At 61.9% G+C, this 16290-nt stretch carries 15 protein-coding genes and 1 pseudogene; 10 read left to right on the top strand and 6 right to left on the bottom strand.

Annotated elements, in window-relative coordinates:
• Nucleotides 1-79 precede the first annotated feature (79 nt).
• From PQR67_RS18530 to PQR67_RS18520, 3 genes are all read right to left on the bottom strand, one after another.
• Complete coding sequence (locus PQR67_RS18530) at nt 80-2362, bottom strand: LPS-assembly protein LptD (RefSeq protein ID WP_408462151.1); 2283 nt, start codon at nt 2360-2362, stop codon at nt 80-82.
• A gap of 164 nt (nt 2363-2526) precedes the next feature.
• A complete protein-coding gene (locus PQR67_RS18525) occupies nt 2527-2925 on the bottom strand; it encodes a hypothetical protein (protein ID WP_408462149.1) in 399 nt (132 codons plus the stop codon).
• A complete protein-coding gene (locus tag PQR67_RS18520) occupies nt 2918-3109 on the bottom strand; it encodes a hypothetical protein (RefSeq protein ID WP_408462146.1) in 192 nt (63 codons plus the stop codon). Before PQR67_RS18520 ends, PQR67_RS18525 begins: the two co-directional genes overlap by 8 nt.
• Before the next feature lie 337 nt (nt 3110-3446).
• Here PQR67_RS18520 and bamA point away from each other — a divergent pair, with 337 nt between their 5' ends.
• Nucleotides 3447-5756 (top strand): outer membrane protein assembly factor BamA, encoded by a 2310-nt coding sequence (gene bamA / locus PQR67_RS18515; protein ID WP_408462144.1) that lies wholly within the window; start codon nt 3447-3449, stop codon nt 5754-5756.
• A gap of 331 nt (nt 5757-6087) precedes the next feature.
• Nucleotides 6088-6855 (top strand): winged helix-turn-helix domain-containing protein, encoded by a 768-nt coding sequence (locus PQR67_RS18510; protein ID WP_408462142.1) that lies wholly within the window; start codon nt 6088-6090, stop codon nt 6853-6855.
• On the opposite strand, the gene PQR67_RS18505 is transcribed toward PQR67_RS18510, so the two are convergent.
• The gene (locus PQR67_RS18505) at nt 6829-7167 is read right to left on the bottom strand and encodes a hypothetical protein (RefSeq protein ID WP_408462139.1); all 339 of its coding nucleotides are present in this window, start codon (nt 7165-7167) and stop codon (nt 6829-6831) included. The genes PQR67_RS18510 and PQR67_RS18505 overlap by 27 nt on opposite strands.
• 143 nt (nt 7168-7310) lie before the next feature.
• Nucleotides 7311-7682, bottom strand: coding sequence for a DUF2866 domain-containing protein (locus PQR67_RS18500; protein ID WP_408462136.1), 372 nt, complete (start codon nt 7680-7682; stop codon nt 7311-7313).
• A 259-nt stretch (nt 7683-7941) separates the two neighbouring features.
• Here PQR67_RS18500 and PQR67_RS18495 point away from each other — a divergent pair, with 259 nt between their 5' ends.
• Nucleotides 7942-9612 carry an ATP-binding protein gene (locus tag PQR67_RS18495; RefSeq protein ID WP_408462133.1) on the top strand — a complete coding sequence of 557 codons (1671 nt, stop codon included), beginning with the start codon at nt 7942-7944 and terminating at the stop codon, nt 9610-9612.
• 4 nt (nt 9613-9616) lie between these two features.
• On the top strand, nt 9617-10330 hold the full coding sequence (locus PQR67_RS18490; RefSeq protein WP_408462130.1) for a response regulator: 714 nt from the start codon (nt 9617-9619) through the stop codon (nt 10328-10330).
• A gap of 55 nt (nt 10331-10385) precedes the next feature.
• Here the strand turns inward: PQR67_RS18490 and PQR67_RS18485 are convergent, their stop codons facing one another.
• Nucleotides 10386-11336 (bottom strand): LysR substrate-binding domain-containing protein, encoded by a 951-nt coding sequence (locus PQR67_RS18485; RefSeq protein ID WP_408462127.1) that lies wholly within the window; start codon nt 11334-11336, stop codon nt 10386-10388.
• Nucleotides 11337-11460: 124 nt separating this feature from the next.
• On the opposite strand from PQR67_RS18485, the gene PQR67_RS18480 reads away from it, so the two are divergent.
• The 6 genes and pseudogenes from PQR67_RS18480 (at nt 11461) to PQR67_RS18455 (ending at nt 16284) form a co-directional block, all read left to right on the top strand.
• Nucleotides 11461-12543: a tartrate dehydrogenase gene (locus PQR67_RS18480; RefSeq protein ID WP_408462124.1), complete on the top strand. Its 1083-nt coding sequence runs from the start codon at nt 11461-11463 to the stop codon at nt 12541-12543.
• A 41-nt stretch (nt 12544-12584) separates the two neighbouring features.
• On the top strand, nt 12585-13586 hold the full coding sequence (locus tag PQR67_RS18475) for a M14 family metallopeptidase (RefSeq protein WP_408462121.1): 1002 nt from the start codon (nt 12585-12587) through the stop codon (nt 13584-13586).
• A 34-nt stretch (nt 13587-13620) separates the two neighbouring features.
• A complete protein-coding gene (locus tag PQR67_RS18470) occupies nt 13621-13965 on the top strand; it encodes a cupin domain-containing protein (protein WP_408462118.1) in 345 nt (114 codons plus the stop codon).
• Between the two features lie 269 nt (nt 13966-14234).
• Nucleotides 14235-14354: pseudogene (locus PQR67_RS18465) on the top strand (porin); the annotation flags it as partial.
• A gap of 100 nt (nt 14355-14454) precedes the next feature.
• Nucleotides 14455-15813 (top strand): MFS transporter, encoded by a 1359-nt coding sequence (locus PQR67_RS18460; protein ID WP_408462115.1) that lies wholly within the window; start codon nt 14455-14457, stop codon nt 15811-15813.
• Nucleotides 15814-15954: 141 nt separating this feature from the next.
• Nucleotides 15955-16284, top strand: coding sequence for a hypothetical protein (locus PQR67_RS18455; RefSeq protein ID WP_408462112.1), 330 nt, complete (start codon nt 15955-15957; stop codon nt 16282-16284).
• Nucleotides 16285-16290: the final 6 nt, after the last annotated feature.

Here is a 16290-nt window from a genome sequence, read left to right as displayed (position 1 = left end):
CCGCCCCCGCCACGCGGGGCCGCCGCCCCCCCCCCGCGGGGGGGGGGGCCCCCCCCCCCCCCCCCCCCCCCCACGCCCGTTACGGATAGTCGCTAAAACGGGAAGTCGGCTCGCTTTCCGTCGTCGCCGGGGTATAACCCGGTACATTCGCGCGGAACTGATTGAGCAAGCCGTTATCAACCTGCGAAAAACCCTTGAGCTGGAGTTGCATCAGCACACGCGTGCCGGTGCTGGGCTCCGTGGTCGAGGTGGCGTTGGTGTACTTCTCGAACGCCACGCCGAGCGACCAGCAGTCCGCATCGTACTGAAGCCCCAGCAAGCCTGCGATCAGCCGATGCGCGCTCATGTCGTAATTGACCCGCGCCACACTGACCACATTGTGCATGAGCGGCCATTGCTTGGAGACGATGAACTGATTGACCGGCTGATAGTCGAGCGTGCTGTTGGCGCGCGTATAGCGATACGCGACATTCAACACCTGCCGCGCAGCAGGCGACCAGCCAAAACCAAGCTCCGCATTCGAGAGATAGTGATTGGCCTGGCTGTACTCCACGGCCTGTTCCGCTGAAAAACCCTGGCCCAGTTTGTACGACGCGCCGCCAATCACACTCGTGCGCGCAACGGTGCCAATCGGATCGCCGGGGTTGAGGGTCACCTGTGGCGTGCGAAAGTCGTACTGCTCCGCAAGAACAAAACGGGCCCGCTCATCACCGCTCGCAGGATCGATGAAGCGCGTTGTGAGCGCCGCCGTGAGGCGGTTGGCATCGGACACCCGGTCGTTGCCCACAAAGCTGTTGGGCATGAACAGTTCCGCCAGCCCGAAATCGGCCGTCGCCGTATCGAACAACGGCGCGAACGACTGATTGCGATAAGGCGTGTACACATAGAACAGCCGCGGTTCGAGCGTCTGGATGTACGACTGCCCGAAGAGCCGCACGTTGCGTTCGAAGCGCATGCCCGAATCGAGACTGAAGGTCGGCACGTTGATGTCGAATGTTTTCGGCTGACCGGCAGGCGCATCCGATCCTATCGTCGTCAGGTCATACGCGGCGAAATGCCATGCGAGCTTCGGCGTGATGAACCAGCCAGGGCGTTCAATCGGATAGCTGACGTAAGGGTTGAAAACGAAGCGGCTGCCTTGCGTCGCATCCGCCGTCGAAATCGTGAAGCGTGTCGCATCCGTTTCGGCACCGAAGTCGAAACCCCCTACGTTATAGCGCGCGTACTTGACATTGACTTGCGGTTCGCGGTTATAGGTCGAGTCGCTCGTGAAAGCCTGCCAGCGTTGCTCGCGGGCCAGCACGCTCCACGGCCCGTTGGAGTAAGTCAAACCCGCTTCCTGCTGATACAGCGTGGTGGAGCCCGTCGGAAACGCGACGCCCGAGGAAAGATCGGTGACCACCGCCGAGTCCGACACCCGGTTGTAGTTGACGTAGGCGCCAAAGCCCGAGCCGAGGTTCCAGTTCTGATTCAGCGCAATCGAATAGCGGTCGGTTTTGGTGATCTCATCGTGCGGCAGCCACGCGAGCGAGATCGACCCCGAATCGTTGGGTTGCAGGTAGCGATAGTCCGCCGTCAACATCTCGCCTCGTTTCGACATGATGCGCGGCGTCAGCGTGAGATCGTAGTTCGGCGCGAGGTTGAAGTAATACGGCAACTCGACGTCGACGCCGTTGGTCGAACTGATCGAGAACGTGGGCGGCAGGAAACCGCTGCGCCGCGCGCCGGACAACGGAAACGATAACCACGGGCTCGCCAGCAGCGGCACGCCCTGGAAAAACAGCACGCCGTTGTGTGCGATCCCTTCGTCGTTGCCGGTATCCATATCGAACTCCGAGGCCTTCAGATACCACGCAGGGTCCGACTCGCATTGGCAGGTGCTGTACGTCCCGTGATGAACAACCGTGCGCTCGTTGTCGAGCAGATCCGCACGCTCAGCGCTACCCCAGCCGCCTGTCAGATGAAACCGGTATTTGGGCACGCTGATGGTGCCTTCATTCGCGTCGACGTAAAAATGCGCGTCCGGACCTTTGAACACATTACCGTCGTCGACCAGTTGCACGTGCCCATACGCATCGACCTTATCGGTGTCGACGTCGTAGTGCAGCGCATCGCCTGCGACGCTCGACGCGTCACGCCGCAATTGCGCGTGTCCTTTCAGCGAGACGTCCGTGCCGGTCGTAGTGGTGATCGAATCGGCGATAGCGGAAGTAGCGGGCTTATCGCCCGCCCGTAAGGGATGTTCCGTCAGTTGCGGATCGAGCCGCAAGCCCCAGACGCCGTCGAGCGGTTCCGGAATCGCGGATACGCCGGCCAGTTGTGCATATCCGGCAAGCGGCACGCATCCAGCCGCACCCAGCATGAACGAAACGAGAGGCCTGAAGCGTAGGCGTCGAAATACACCGCGTAGTATCAAAACAGGTAAGGATCGGAAAGGATGACGGACGCATCAAGGCGAACAGAAGCCCTGACCTGAGGCAGGATGAACCGCGGCTGGTGCGCGTGGTGCGCGTGGCGAGCGCGGCGCTATTGGAGCGTGACGTCGTGAGAGTGAGGACTCGCCGCGCTTGCCGCGTTCGCTGCGCCGCCCAGCGCCTGCAGCAGATGCGGAATCTGCTCCGCGGGCAAGGAAAACGAAAGCCCCGCACTGCCGGATAAGCGGAAACGGATCACCACCATTTCCATGCCGTGCAATCTGCCGACTTCCCAGCCCTGGCAGTGCAGCGCGAAGCCCATCTCCTGATTGTTATGAATCACGCGGTCGGCGTGCTCGATTGCATTGGGGAGCGCCACCAGCAGGTCATTGAGCACCGAACGGTGAAGCGCCGCGGTGGGTTGATTGCCGTGTATCAGCAGATATTGCCCATCTGCGGTGAGCTGCATATCGGTGATCGAATTCAGCATGAAGGTCGACGGATCAGACACGGCGTGCGCCCTCCTGTGAGTTTGCGGCGTAGGTCACGGGCCGCCCCTGCGCGGTACTGGCCGTGTTGCCGGGCACGTCGCGCAGCATGCGCTTCGACGCCATGGCGAGGCGTGCCGAGAAGATCGGCGAAGAGCTGACGCGCAAGACAGCCTCAAGAATCGCTGGTGAAAGAAATTCGATCATGACCCGTTCTCCAAATGGTGCTACGCAGGTAGCAAAAGCCGACCATTTGACGATAGCAGCGCAAGAATCGCGTCAGGTTACGCGCGCCCTACGCTTCCTTTGGATCTGTAACGCATTATTTCCACCCTTGCATGTTAATCCGCGCCAGCCTGAGCAACCGGCGCGATACACACGTTAGCAACCCTAATGGGCGGAAAGTTTTCCGTAACAGATAGCAGGGAAACACGCTCCTATACTTCGCGCTTTCCAGAGCCACGGAACGTCGTTTCGAATGCATCGCTCGCTGTCGAGCGTTCTTGTTTGCGCTTCGCGCGCTGCATCAGGACAGAACCCCAAGATGAATCTTCAAGCATTAACGAGCCGTATCGCGGGTGCGCTCTCGCTCGCCGGCATCACGCTGACAGCCGGGACGGCTCACGCGGCACAACCGTTCATCGTGCAGGACATCCGGATCGAAGGGCTCAAACGCATCGAACCCGGCACCCTGTTTGCCTATCTGCCCATCAAGCAGGGCAGCACGTTTAGCGACGACAAGGCTTCCGAGGCCATTCGTGCGCTCTATGCCACGGGTTTCTTCAACGACGTCAGGATCTCGACCGAAGGCAGTACCGTCGTCGTTCAGGTTCAGGAACGTCCGGCAGTGGGCACGATCGACTTCGCCGGCATTCATGAATTCGACAAGGAGAACCTGACCAAGGCGCTCAATTCGGTCGGGCTTTCGCAAGGCCGCTATTACGACAAGGAACTGGTCGACAAGGCCGAGCAGGAACTGAAGCGCCAGTACCTGACGCGCGGCTACTACGCCGCCGAAGTCACCACCACGATCACGCCGATCGATCGCAACCGGGTGGCCATTCTGTTCTCGGTCGCGGAAGGCCCGAGTGCGAAGATTCGCCAGATCAACTTCATCGGCAATACGGTATTCAGCACGGACATCCTGCGCGACGAAATGGAGATGTCCACGCCGAACTGGTTCTCCTGGTACACGAAAAACGACCTGTACGCGAAAGACAAGCTCACCGGGGACCTGGAGCACATTCGCTCGTACTACCTGAATCGTGGCTACCTGGAGTTCAACATCGAGTCGACTCAGGTCTCGCTTACGCCGGACAAGAAGGAGATGTATCTGACGCTCACGCTGCATGAAGGCGAGCCGTACACGGTTTCGTCGATCAAGCTCGCGGGCAATCTGCTCGATCGCGAGCCGGAGCTGGCGAAACTGGTGAATATCAAACCTGGCGAACGCTTCTCCGCTGAAAAGCTTCAGGCCACCACGAAGGCCATCGTCGACAGACTCGGCGAGTACGGCTATGCGTTCGCCACCGTCAACGCACAGCCGCAGATCGATCAGGAACACCACAAGGTCGACCTGACGCTGCAGGTGGACCCGAGCCGCCGCGTGTACGTGCGTCATATCAACGTGGTCGGCAATACGCGCACCCGTGACGAGGTGATTCGCCGCGAAATGCGCCAGCTCGAAAGTTCGTGGTTCGACTCGAACCGCCTCGCGCTGTCGAAAGACCGCGTCAACCGTCTGGGCTACTTTACCGATGTCGACGTGACGACGGTGCCGGTTGAAGGCACCCCGGACCAGGTCGATATCGACGTCAAGGTGTCTGAAAAGCCGACCGGTGCGATTACGCTCGGCGCGGGTTTTTCGTCAACGGACAAAGTGGTGCTCTCGGCGGGCATATCGCAGGACAACGTATTTGGCTCGGGCACCAGCCTCGCGTTGAACGTGAACACCGCGAGTACCTACCGCACGTTGACGGTGACGCAAACCGATCCCTACTTCACCGTGGACGGCATCAAAAGGATCACCGATGTCTACTACCGCACCACGTACCCTCTCTACAACTTTAGCGACACGAGTTTCCGGATCATCACGGTCGGCGCGGATCTGAAATTCGGCATTCCGTTCTCCGAAGCCGACACCGTCTATTTCGGCGTCGGCCTGGAACAGAACCGGCTGGACATCGATTCCTCCACGCCGCAAAGCTATCAGGATTACGTGGCCGAATTCGGCCACGTGGTCAACAACGTGCCGCTCACCGTGGGCTGGGCGCGTGACGATCGCGACAGTGCATTGGTGCCGAGCCGGGGCTATTTCCTGCAAACCAATGGCGAGGTGGGCACGCCGCTTGGCGGCACCCAGTACTACAAGGGCGACGTGCAGGCGCAGTATTACTATTCGTTCGCGCGCGGCTTCATTCTCGGCCTGAATCTTCAAGGTGGCTACGGCAATGGTTTTGCCGGAAAAGCGTATCCGATCTTCAAGAATTACTACGCGGGGGGTATCGGCTCGGTGCGCGGCTACGAAGCGGGGTCGCTCGGACCGACCGACCAGACGACCGGCGACCCGATCGGCGGCTCGCGCATGGTGGTCGCCAATGTCGAGATGACGGTCCCGCTGCCGGGCACCGGCTGGGACCGGACGCTGCGTGTCTTCACCTTCCTGGATGCGGGCAACGTCTGGGGCAGCGAAGGCAACAGCACAGGCGCCAACGGATTGCGCTACAGCTACGGCGCGGGTCTCGAGTGGATCTCGCCGATCGGCCCACTCAAGCTGTCGCTTGGCTTCCCGGTGGTGAGACACGCCACCGACAAGTACCAGGTATTCCAGTTCCAGATCGGCACATCGTTCTAGTCAGGAACAACGCTCGCGGTTGCTGCATGAGGACCGCGGGCATCTCAACGGCCGGTCAATCGCGCCGGGCATCCAGCCGAGTTGAACCGGTTCGCGGCCCGCTTCAACGCGCCGCAGCCTCCCCCGCTCCGTTTTCACAAAGTCTCCTCAATTTCACCATCGTTGCTCCGACATTGATCCCTATGATTCGCTGATCATCAGGGCGATCGCGTACGGCGGTCCGCTTCTGAGTTCGATAGGTCGGTCCGAAGCAGCGGATGGTTGAAATGGCTGAACGTGAACGTCGCGCGGATTTCAAGCGTCGATTCCGGTTGGGAGGTAATGCAGATTGATGACGATCAGCCTTCTCGTAGTCGAACCGGATCAGGCGATCCGGGATCAGTTGCGCTTTCACCTTCATAAGAACGAGATCGCGCTTTCAGTGCTGTACAGCGCCGCTCAGCTTGTCAGCCGGGTGGAACGGGAGTGTCCGTCAGCGATTCTATTGCGCGCCGAAGCGCCCATGACCGAAGCGCGCGAAGCGCTCCGGCAATTGCGCCTCGCGGGCTACGACATGCCTGTCTTCATTCTGAGCAGCTCCGGCGAGATCGTCGACAAGGTGGTCGCTTTCGAATTGGGCGCGGACGACTATATCGTCGACCCGGTCGATCCGCACGAGTTGACCGCGAGGATCAAGCGCGCCGTGCAACGCTGTAATCGCTCGCTTTGCGACGCGCCGGAGATTCGCGAGAAGGTCTCGTTCGGGAGTTACCAGATCGATTTCGCTACGCGGCGCCTGGTGAAGGACGGTTGCGAAATCCCGCTGCGCTCCGGCGAGTTTGCGTTACTCAAACTGTTCGCCAGCAATCCGATGCGTATATTGACGCGCTCGATGGTCAACAGCCAGCTAGGCCGGGCGGAAACTCAGAAGGCGAGTCTCGATGTTGCGGTTTGCCGCTTGCGCAGCGTGATAGAAGCCGATCCGTCCGCCCCCAGGTTCATTCAAACCTTGCGCGGACGAGGCTATATGTTCGTCCCCTCGCCGGAGCCGCTACCCGCGCGTGGGCTGCGAGAAAGTGCGAACCATGCCGCGCTATTTACGGCCCTGCGCCACGGCTAGCTTCATGATGGGCAAGGTCATCGCGGCGTCGATCACGTCGACCAGGTCGATATCGCCGAAATAGTCGGCGTACAGGTCACCGGTCGCCACCAGCAGGCCGCCGAATCCGTAGTGGAAATCCGCAGGAACAATGGGCCTGAACCCCGAGGCATAGTGGACAGGTGGGGAGCACCCGCCCAGATCATCCGTATCGGCCGTGAGTGCGCTGCCGTTGCCGCCGGCGAAAGCGTTGACGCTCTCCAGGTGCAAACCATGGCGGATCGAAAAGCAGCAGATCGATACCACAGCCAGAACGAGTATGAGAATGCGCATAGAGGAAACGCTCAAAGTTGATTCTGGTAATCAGACAGCCATAGGACACCGAAGTTTTTCGGCTAAATTACAATCCCTTTCTGCTGTACCAAGCCGCCTTCGGCAACGCGGCCAACAGTCAGCACCATGCGGCCAGGCCGCGCTCAACCGCGCCGCAGACGCACGCGATTTGCAGGCGTGCCGGGGTCGTCAGTCAGGGTGTGACGCTGACCGTTGCGATGCTCGCGCACGCGCTCCCTGATTTCAGCCACGGTCGCGGCGCCTCGCACGGCGATGCAGGAGTACTCGCCGTTCCGGTTGATCCACTCGACGATCCGGCAGCACTCGCCCCACGGCTGCATGAGCGGCTCGGAAACACGGCAACCGCGGATCTTCACGACGTCTGGAATCCGTGATGCACCAGCACCGCTTGCAGCCTTGCCATGGGCGCCGGCAGCCGCGGCTGTCGCGGCTGCCTTGCGGCCAGGTTGGAATCCTCGCGGCTCGACGCGGTTCACAGATGAGGACACTTGCATGAAATTGCTCCATTGACGGAACTGACCACCGGACATGGCCTCTTTTTCAGGCCACCTTAAAAGTGCCGTACCATCATATTCAGACAACACGCAGATACAACGAAGAAAGGATGGAGAAGTTGTGGAGATTCGCCGCCCACTGCGGATTGACATAGCATTCATCTAGAATTCAGCCATGCAAAGTGAAACCATCCGAATCCGTTCAAGCCGCCCTTTCGGGACCCTTCTCTCGCGCGTGCGGCAGCAGCAGCGGATAAAGATGCGCTTTGGCATCACCTGGAAGATGTTCCTCGCGGTATTGGTCGCATGCCTCGCGATTTCCCTGACGATGGGTTACGCCCTGCGCGTGAGCTTTGAAAACGGTTTCCTCCACTATGTGCGGGAGCGCAACGCCGGGCGCATCAAAGCGGTCATGGCGAAAGTCACGAGCGAATACGCCGCGCACGGCAACTGGAATTTCCTGCGGGACCATCCCGATGTGTGGGTCGCGCTGCTGGACACCGCCGCGCACGACGCCCTGCGCGAAGAACTCGCCACGGCGCAGTTGGGCAAGCTGCCCGGCTGGCGAACCTTTCCGGGAAGCGGCAGCGTGCAGCAACTGCTCGGGCCGCTCTCCGGGCCGTCCGAAGGACCGCATTGGGGCATGCGCCTGCCGTCGGCGCCACCGTCCGGTCCGGACATCGCCATGGAGCGTGATCGTGTATCGGCGAGCGGTGTCGTGAGCGGCGACAGTCGTTTTGACCGGGCGCCACCTTCGGCCGCCTTGCCGCCTTTACCCTCCTTGCCGCCGCCCTCCGCCTCAGCCCAGCATGACGGTATGGCGCGCGACACGCCGCCCGAGGGGCCGCCTGTCACGCTCTACGACGCCAGCCATGAACTGGTGGCAAGCACCGGCCAGCCGCCGCCCCCGGGCAGCACGATGAGACCGGTTGTCTACACCGGCAAGGTCGTGGGCTGGCTCGCCGTGAACGGACCGGACACCCTTTCGGACGCGGCCGACATCGCATTCCAGGCGCAGCAGAAGCGCTCGACCTGGCAGATCGCGGGCGTTGCCGTCGTGCTCGCGGCGCTGGTCGCGCTGATCCTCGCGCGCATCGTTCTCGCGCCCGTCAAGCGCTTGATGAACGCAACCCACCGCCTCGCCGGCGGCGACTATACGACCCGGGTGCCGGCCGGCCGGCGCGACGAGCTTGGCCGGCTGGCGGGCGACTTCAATGTATTGGCCGATTCGCTGCAAAAAGCCGAGCGCTCGCGGCGCGATTTCATCGCGGATATTTCACACGAACTGCGCACGCCGCTCGCGGTGCTGCGCGGCGAACTGGAAGCGATCGAAGACGGTGTGCATGTGTTCAACCGCGATTCGCTCACTTCACTGCAAACCGAAGTGAACATGCTCAACAAGCTCATCGAAGATCTATACGAGCTTTCGTTGAGCGACGTCGGCGCGCTCAGCTATCGCAAGACGCCGACCCATGTCGGGCAGTTGGCGCGAGCGTCGATCGAGGCCATGCGGGAATCGTTCAAGACGAAACGAATCGCACTCGAACTGACCTGCACGCCGGAAATCGCCGACACGACATTCGCGGTCGACCCCGCGCGTTTCGTACAACTGCTGAAAAACCTGCTGCTGAATTCATTGCGTTATACCGATCCGGACGGTCACGTGCACGTGTCGCTTTCGCAGAGCGCCAGCGGTTGGCAACTCGACGTGCAGGACTCGCTGCCCGGCGTGCCCGAGGCCGCGCTCGATCATCTGTTTGACCGCTTCTATCGCGTGGACGAATCGCGCAGCCGTCAGAACGGTGGCGCGGGCCTCGGCCTCTCGCTGTGCCACGCGATTGTGACGGCGCATGGCGGTACGATCGGCGCCCAGGCCTCGCCGCTCGGCGGTGTCTGGATCACGGCCCGTTTTCCGCCGGAAGGAGACTGACAACATGACTGAAGGGCGTCCCGCGCACATCCTGATCGTCGAGGATGAACCCAAGCTCGCCGCCGTGCTGGAAGCGTATTTGCAACTCGACGGTTTCGTGACCACGGTCCTCGACGACGGCCATCAGGTGATGCCGTTCATTCGCTCGACGCCGCCGGCGCTGATGCTGCTCGACCTCATGCTGCCCGGGCGCAACGGCATGGATATCTGCCGCGAGCTACGGCAATTTTCCGCATTGCCGGTGATCATTCTGACCGCGCGTATTGATGAGATCGACCGTCTGCTGGGTCTTGAGATCGGTGCCGACGACTACGTCTGCAAACCGTTCAGTCCACGCGAAGTGGTGGCGCGCGTCAAGGCGATCCTGCGCCGGGCCACGCCTGCCGCTCCGGTTGCGACTGCGGACGGTTCGCATCAAGTGCCTCAGGCGCCTCAGGGTCTCGAAGTCGACGAGCAGTTTCATCTTGCCCTACTCGACGGCAAGGAACTCAAACTCACGCCGCTCGAGTTGCGGCTTCTTGCGCTGCTGATGAAATCGCCGGGGCGCATTTTTTCGCGCGACTACCTGCTGAGCCACCTCTATGCGGATCACCGGGTGGTCACCGACCGCACCATCGACAGCCACATCAAGAACCTGCGCCGCAAGCTGCAGGGCGCACGGCCGGACAGCGAGCCGATCGCGTCCGTGTACGGCGTGGGCTACCGTCTGGAACTCTGACCGATAGAACCGGGGCCTCAATGCAGTCCTCGCCGGGCGCACGCCACGATCGGACTCAACCCGCCTGATCCGCCGCCGTTGTGTCAGGCGGCGGACTCCATTGCGCGAATTCCTCGCTCAGAAAATCGACGCACACCCGCACTTTCGCCGACTGAGCGAGCCGCGCCGGGTACACCGCCCACAGGTTCGCGGGTTGCGTGACCTCGGGAAGAATCTGCTGCAACTGGCCGCTGTCGAGCAACGGCCGCACGTCCCACATCGAACGCAGCACGATCCCACGCCCGGCGAGCGCCCATTGCACCGCCACTTCGCCGTGATTGGTCGACAGCGGTCCCGTGACCTTGATCGACGCCGCTTCGCCGCGCACCGTCAAGCGCCACAGACCAAACGGATGGTCGCGCTCCTTGATCGCGAGGCACGCGTGCGAGGACAGATCGGCGACTTGCCGCGGCGTGCCGTGCCGCGCGAGATAACCGGGCGACGCGCACAGCACGCGGTGATTCGACGCGAGCCGCTTGGCGATCAGATGCGGGGCGATTTCGTCGCCGATGCGGATATCGAGGTCGAAGCCTTCGCCGCCCACGTCGACCAGACGGTCGAACAGATCGAGCCGCACGCTCAGTTGCGGATACCGCTCGGAGAAGCGGGCCAGCGCGGGCGCCACGAAGCGGCGACCAAAGCCGAAGCTGCTGGAAATGCGCAGCTTGCCGCCGGGAATGCGACGCGTGGTGGAGACGTCTTCCACCAGTTGGTCGACGTCGTCGAGAATCTTTTCGGCCCATGTGTAGACGCGTTCACCGGCCTCGGTAATCGCCACGCGCCGGGTGGATCGATGCAATAAACGCGTACCGAGCGTAGTCTCGAGCACATTGATGCGTTTGCTGACGTACGCCGGGGAGACCGACAGCGCCTCCGCCGCCGCGCTGAAACTCGATTTGCGCGCCACCTCGCAAAACACGCGCAAATCGTCAAGATCGGGGGACGGGGCAGCAGGGACGGCATTCATAGGTCGCTGGTTTGTACACGATTCGTGCACAGTGGCTTAACTAAAGCAGTCATTTTAATCGTAAACAGCAGGAATAAAATAACCGCTATCGAAACATCAAACGTCCCAATGGAGGAGCACCAACATGACGAAGACCTATCGGATTGCGGTCATACCCGGCGACGGCATCGGTGTCGAAGTGATGCCGGAAGCCATTCGCGTGCTGGAGACGGTGAAAAAGCGCTTCGGCATCGAACTGGAATACCAGCACGTCGAATGGGCCAGCTGCGATTACTACGCCAAGCACGGCAAGATGATGCCGGACGACTGGAAAGCCCAATTGCAATCCGCCGACGCGATTCTGTTCGGCGCGGTCGGCTGGCCCGATACCGTGCCCGACCATATCTCGCTGTGGGGCTCGCTTCTGAAGTTCCGGCGCGAATTCGATCAGTACATCAACCTGCGCCCTGCGCGCCTCTTCGCCGGCGTGCCTTCGCCACTCGCGGGCCGCAAGGCGGGCGACATCGATTTCTGGATCGTGCGCGAAAACACCGAGGGCGAATATTCGTCGGTGGGCGGCGTGATGTTCGAAGGCACCGAGCGTGAGTTCGTGCTGCAGGAATCCGTGTTCACGCGGCACGGCAGCGAGCGCGTGCTGAAGTTCGCGTTCGATCTCGCGCAACGGCGTGAGCGCAAGAAGATCACTGTGGCGACCAAGAGCAACGGCATCGCGATCAGCATGCCGTGGTGGGACAAATGCGCGGCCGGCATCGCGGCGCAGTATCCGGATGTGGCGTGGGACAAGCAGCATATCGACATTCTCTGCGCGCGCTTCGTGCTGAACCCGGACCGCTTCGACGTGGTGGTCGCCACCAATCTGTTCGGCGACATCCTCTCCGATCTCGGCCCTGCCTGCACGGGCACGATCGGCCTCGCGCCGTCGGCCAATCTGAATCCGGACCGCAGGTTTCCGTCGCTGTTCGAACCGGTGCACGGTTCGGCGCCCGACATCGCCGGCAAGAACATCGCCAATCCGATTGCAATGATCTGGTCGGCCGCGATGATGCTCGACTTCCTCGGCAATCATGAAGGCAAGGAGCGCGAGGCGCATGACGCGATTCTCGCCGCGATCGAAGCGACGCTGATCGAGGGTCCGCATACCGGCGACCTCGGCGGCAAGGCGAACACCACGGAAGTCGGCCAGGCTATCGCGGCTAAACTCGCTTAAGCCTGTCGCCCCCCCCCAACTCTTTGCGAGGACCGTTTCGAATGAGCACGCAAGCCTATCCCATCGAAGTCGAATTCCCCGATATTTCGGTTCACGAACAATCGTCGTCGGGCATTGCCTACGTTCATACGTTCGACTCGGGCGAACCGGGACCGCATGTGATGATCAACGCGCTCACGCACGGCAACGAAGTGTGCGGCGCGATCGTCGTCGACGAACTATTGCGCCGCGCGCTCAGGCCGCGCCGTGGACGCCTCACGCTCGCCTTTGCGAACGTCGCCGCCTATCGGCGCTTCGATCCCGCGAAGCCCGACGCGGCCCGTTTCGTCGATCAGGATTTCAATCGCGTATGGACCGCCACGGTGCTCGACGATACGTCGCGCACGTCGAGCGAATTGGCCCGGGCCCGCGAGATTCGCCCGGTGGTCGACACGGTCGACGCACTGCTCGATCTGCATTCGATGCATGAAAAATGCAAGCCGCTGATCGTGGCGGGACCGCTGCAGAAAGGTATCGACCTCGCGGTGCGTCTCGGCACACCCGCCACCGTGATCTGCGACGAAGGCCATCCCGAAGGCCGCCGCATGCGCGACTATGAAGGCTTCGGCGCGGCGGACAGCGCGAAGCACGCGTTGCTGATCGAATGCGGCCAGCACTGGGAACAAAGCGCGGTTGCCGTGGCGCGCGACACGACCGCACGCTTCCTGCTGCTGGCCGGCGTGATCGACGAAGCCGATCTGCCGGATGGCTGGCTTGCACCGCTGCCGCCCGCCCAGCACATCGTCCGCGTGACGCAGCCGGTGGTGGCGACCAGTATGGATTTTCGTTTCGCGGCGCCCTATACCGGTCTGGAGATCTTTCCGGATGCCGGCGCGGTGATCGGCTGGTCGAACGGCGAAGCGGTGCTCACGCCTTACGACAATTGCATGCTGGTGATGCCGTCGCTGCGGCAATTGCGGCCGGGGGTCACGGTGGTACGGCTCGGCAAGATCGAACGCACCGTGCCGAACGCCGAAGCCAATACCAACACACCTGGCCGGTGAGCCGGCTCAAGCACATTCAGAAGGTAACGTGACGATGAAGGTACAAAGCATCAAGCAAAGCGTGAATCTGCAAAATCTCGAAGACTGGGGTACGGCGGGGCTACCCGGTACAACGCCGCTTCAGGTGTCGGGCGTGCAGCGCGTCATCAAGGGCAGCGAAGCCATCGACACCGGTATTTTCGAGTGCACGCCGGGCACCTACCGCCGCTCGGTCAAACAGGCCGAGGTGATGCATTTTCTCGCGGGGCGCGGGCGTTTCACACCCGACAACGAAGAGACCGTCCATTTCGAAAGCGGCGACACGCTCTTTTTCGAAGCCAACACAGAGGGGCTTTGGGAAGTCGAGGAAACCATGCGAAAGGTTTACGTGATCTTCTGAGCAGCACCTGAAGGACTGTCCCGAGCGCCGCTTCCCGGCGCTCGTCGCCCCACTCCCATCACGCTCCATTCCCCGCGCACCTTGCGTTGCGGTATCCAGCGCTGTTCATGGCTGTCTCCGTTGCCCATTCCCGCTCTCCATCCGCTCCGCCCGATTCGATTCGCATCTGCACCATAGTCGGGTAATCCCGCGTTGCCCCTCCTTGTCAGACTGCTTACAGTGCCGCATGTTCGAATTATGAATCACAGTTCTTTATACGAACAAACGACCACAGCGACACGCGCGCCACGAAAGCCAACGGCATCACGAGTTCGGCGCAGTACCAGCAGGTCAACCTGTCCGGGTACTATGCACTGTCGAAGCGCACCGGCCTCTATGCGCTGCCGGCGTAGGCATCGTGCACCGCTTCTAACCGGCGTACGATCGTAAAAGAAAGGAAGGCTTGCCGTCACGGCAAGCCTTTGCGCATTCCGCAGTCAGGAGACCAACATGAGCCGCAGCACCGCCGTGAACGTTCAAACGTTTATCAACGAGCATCCCTTCTCGCCGTTCCAGTGGCTCATCTTTTTCATGTGTTTCATCATCGTCCTGCTGGACGGTTTTGACACGGCCGCGATCGGTTTCATTGCGCCGTCGCTGATCGCCGAATGGGGCATCACCCGGCCTGCGCTCGCGCCGGTGCTCAGCGCGGCGCTGTTTGGCCTCGCGTGCGGCGCGCTCATCTCAGGGCCGCTGTCGGATCGGCTCGGGCGGCGCTCGATGCTGCTCGGCTCAGTGCTGCTGTTCGGCGTGGCCTGCTTCGCTTCGTCGTTCTCGAACAGCATCGAACACCTGACCCTCTTGCGCTTCGTCACCGGCGTCGGCCTCGGCGCGGCCATGCCGAACGCGGTGACCATGATGGGCGAGTACTGCCCGGATCGCCGCCGTGCGACCGTGATCAATCTGATGTTCTGCGGCTTTCCGCTGGGTGCGGCCTTCGGCGGCTTTCTCGCTGCGTGGATGATTCCGCACTTCGGCTGGCGCAGTGTGCTGCTGCTCGGCGGCGTCGCACCGCTGTTGCTGCTGATCCTGCTGGTGCTGAAGATGCCGGAATCGGTCCGCTACATGGTGGCCAACAGCCAGCCGGTCGAACGGATCCGTGCGGCGCTCGCGCGCATTTCGAGCGCCGCGGCGCAGGCCGGCAGCTTCGTCATGACGGAAACCGCGCCGCAAACCGGCGGCAAAGGCATGAGCGTGGTGCTCTCGCGCTCGTACATCGTCGGCTCGGTGATGCTGTGGATTGCCTATTTCATGGGCCTCGTGATCTTCTACGCGTCGATCAACTGGATGCCGATTCTGCTGAAGGACGCCGGGCTCACGCCGCAACGCGCGACGCTGATTTCCGCGCTGTTCCCGCTCGGCGGCGTGGGCGCCGTGCTGTGCGGCGTGCTGATGGATCGCTTCAACGCGAACCGCATCATCGCGGCCTGCTACGCGCTGACCGCGGTGAGCGTGTACTTTATCGGCCAGGCGGTCGGCAATGTCGGTGCGCTGGTGTTCATCGTGTTCGTGGCCGGGGTATTGATGAATACCGCGCAATCGTCGATGCCGGCGCTGGCCGCCGCGTTTTACCCGACTCAAGGTCGTGGCACGGGCGTGGCGTGGATGCTGGGGATCGGCCGCTTTGGCGGGATCGCGGGTTCGTTCCTCGTGGCTGAACTGACGCGCCGCCACTTCACGTTTGGCGGCATCTTCGCGATGGTCGCGGTGGCGGGTCTGCTTGCGTGCGTGGCCTTGCTGATCAAGCAGGCCGCACGGCCGCATGTGGCGGCGGAGACGGGCGCGAAGGCCGAGTCGTTTGGGCATTGAAGGGGGCGCGTCGGCGCGTGTAAAAAAGCGTTGCGCCCCACTTCCCGATACACTACGCCGTTATTTGATTGCTTCGGTTGCCGCGATGGCGCAATACCATCGCTTTGGCACCGTCGCCCATTTAACGACAGGATTCCGGTAATGAAACGCGTAGTGGTATCGGCCGTGCTCGCACTGTGCCTCGTTCAGCCTGCAGTTGAAGCGGTTGCACAAACCGTCAGCGATCAATGTTTTGCAATCGGCGATATCGCCGGTCAGGTGGCGTCGTGGCGCGCGCACAAGAAGACCAAAGCGCAAGCGCTCGATCAGGCGGCCAAGTACTACACAAATGAGGCCGACCGGCAAGCGGTCTCCGGCATTATCGAGAAGATCTACAGCCCTGGCGCGCCGCGTATGACACCCGATCAGGCCAGCATGGCGTTCACCTCGGACTGTGCAAAACAGCACAAAGCGCAGGCACCCGCACAGTAGTGCCTG

The sequence above is a fragment of the Paraburkholderia fungorum genome (assembly GCF_046026025.1).
GTDB lineage: Bacteria > Pseudomonadota > Gammaproteobacteria > Burkholderiales > Burkholderiaceae > Paraburkholderia > Paraburkholderia fungorum_E.
The sequence above is the reverse complement of the archived record's forward strand: the minus strand, read 5'-3'. Positions and strand labels throughout refer to the sequence as shown.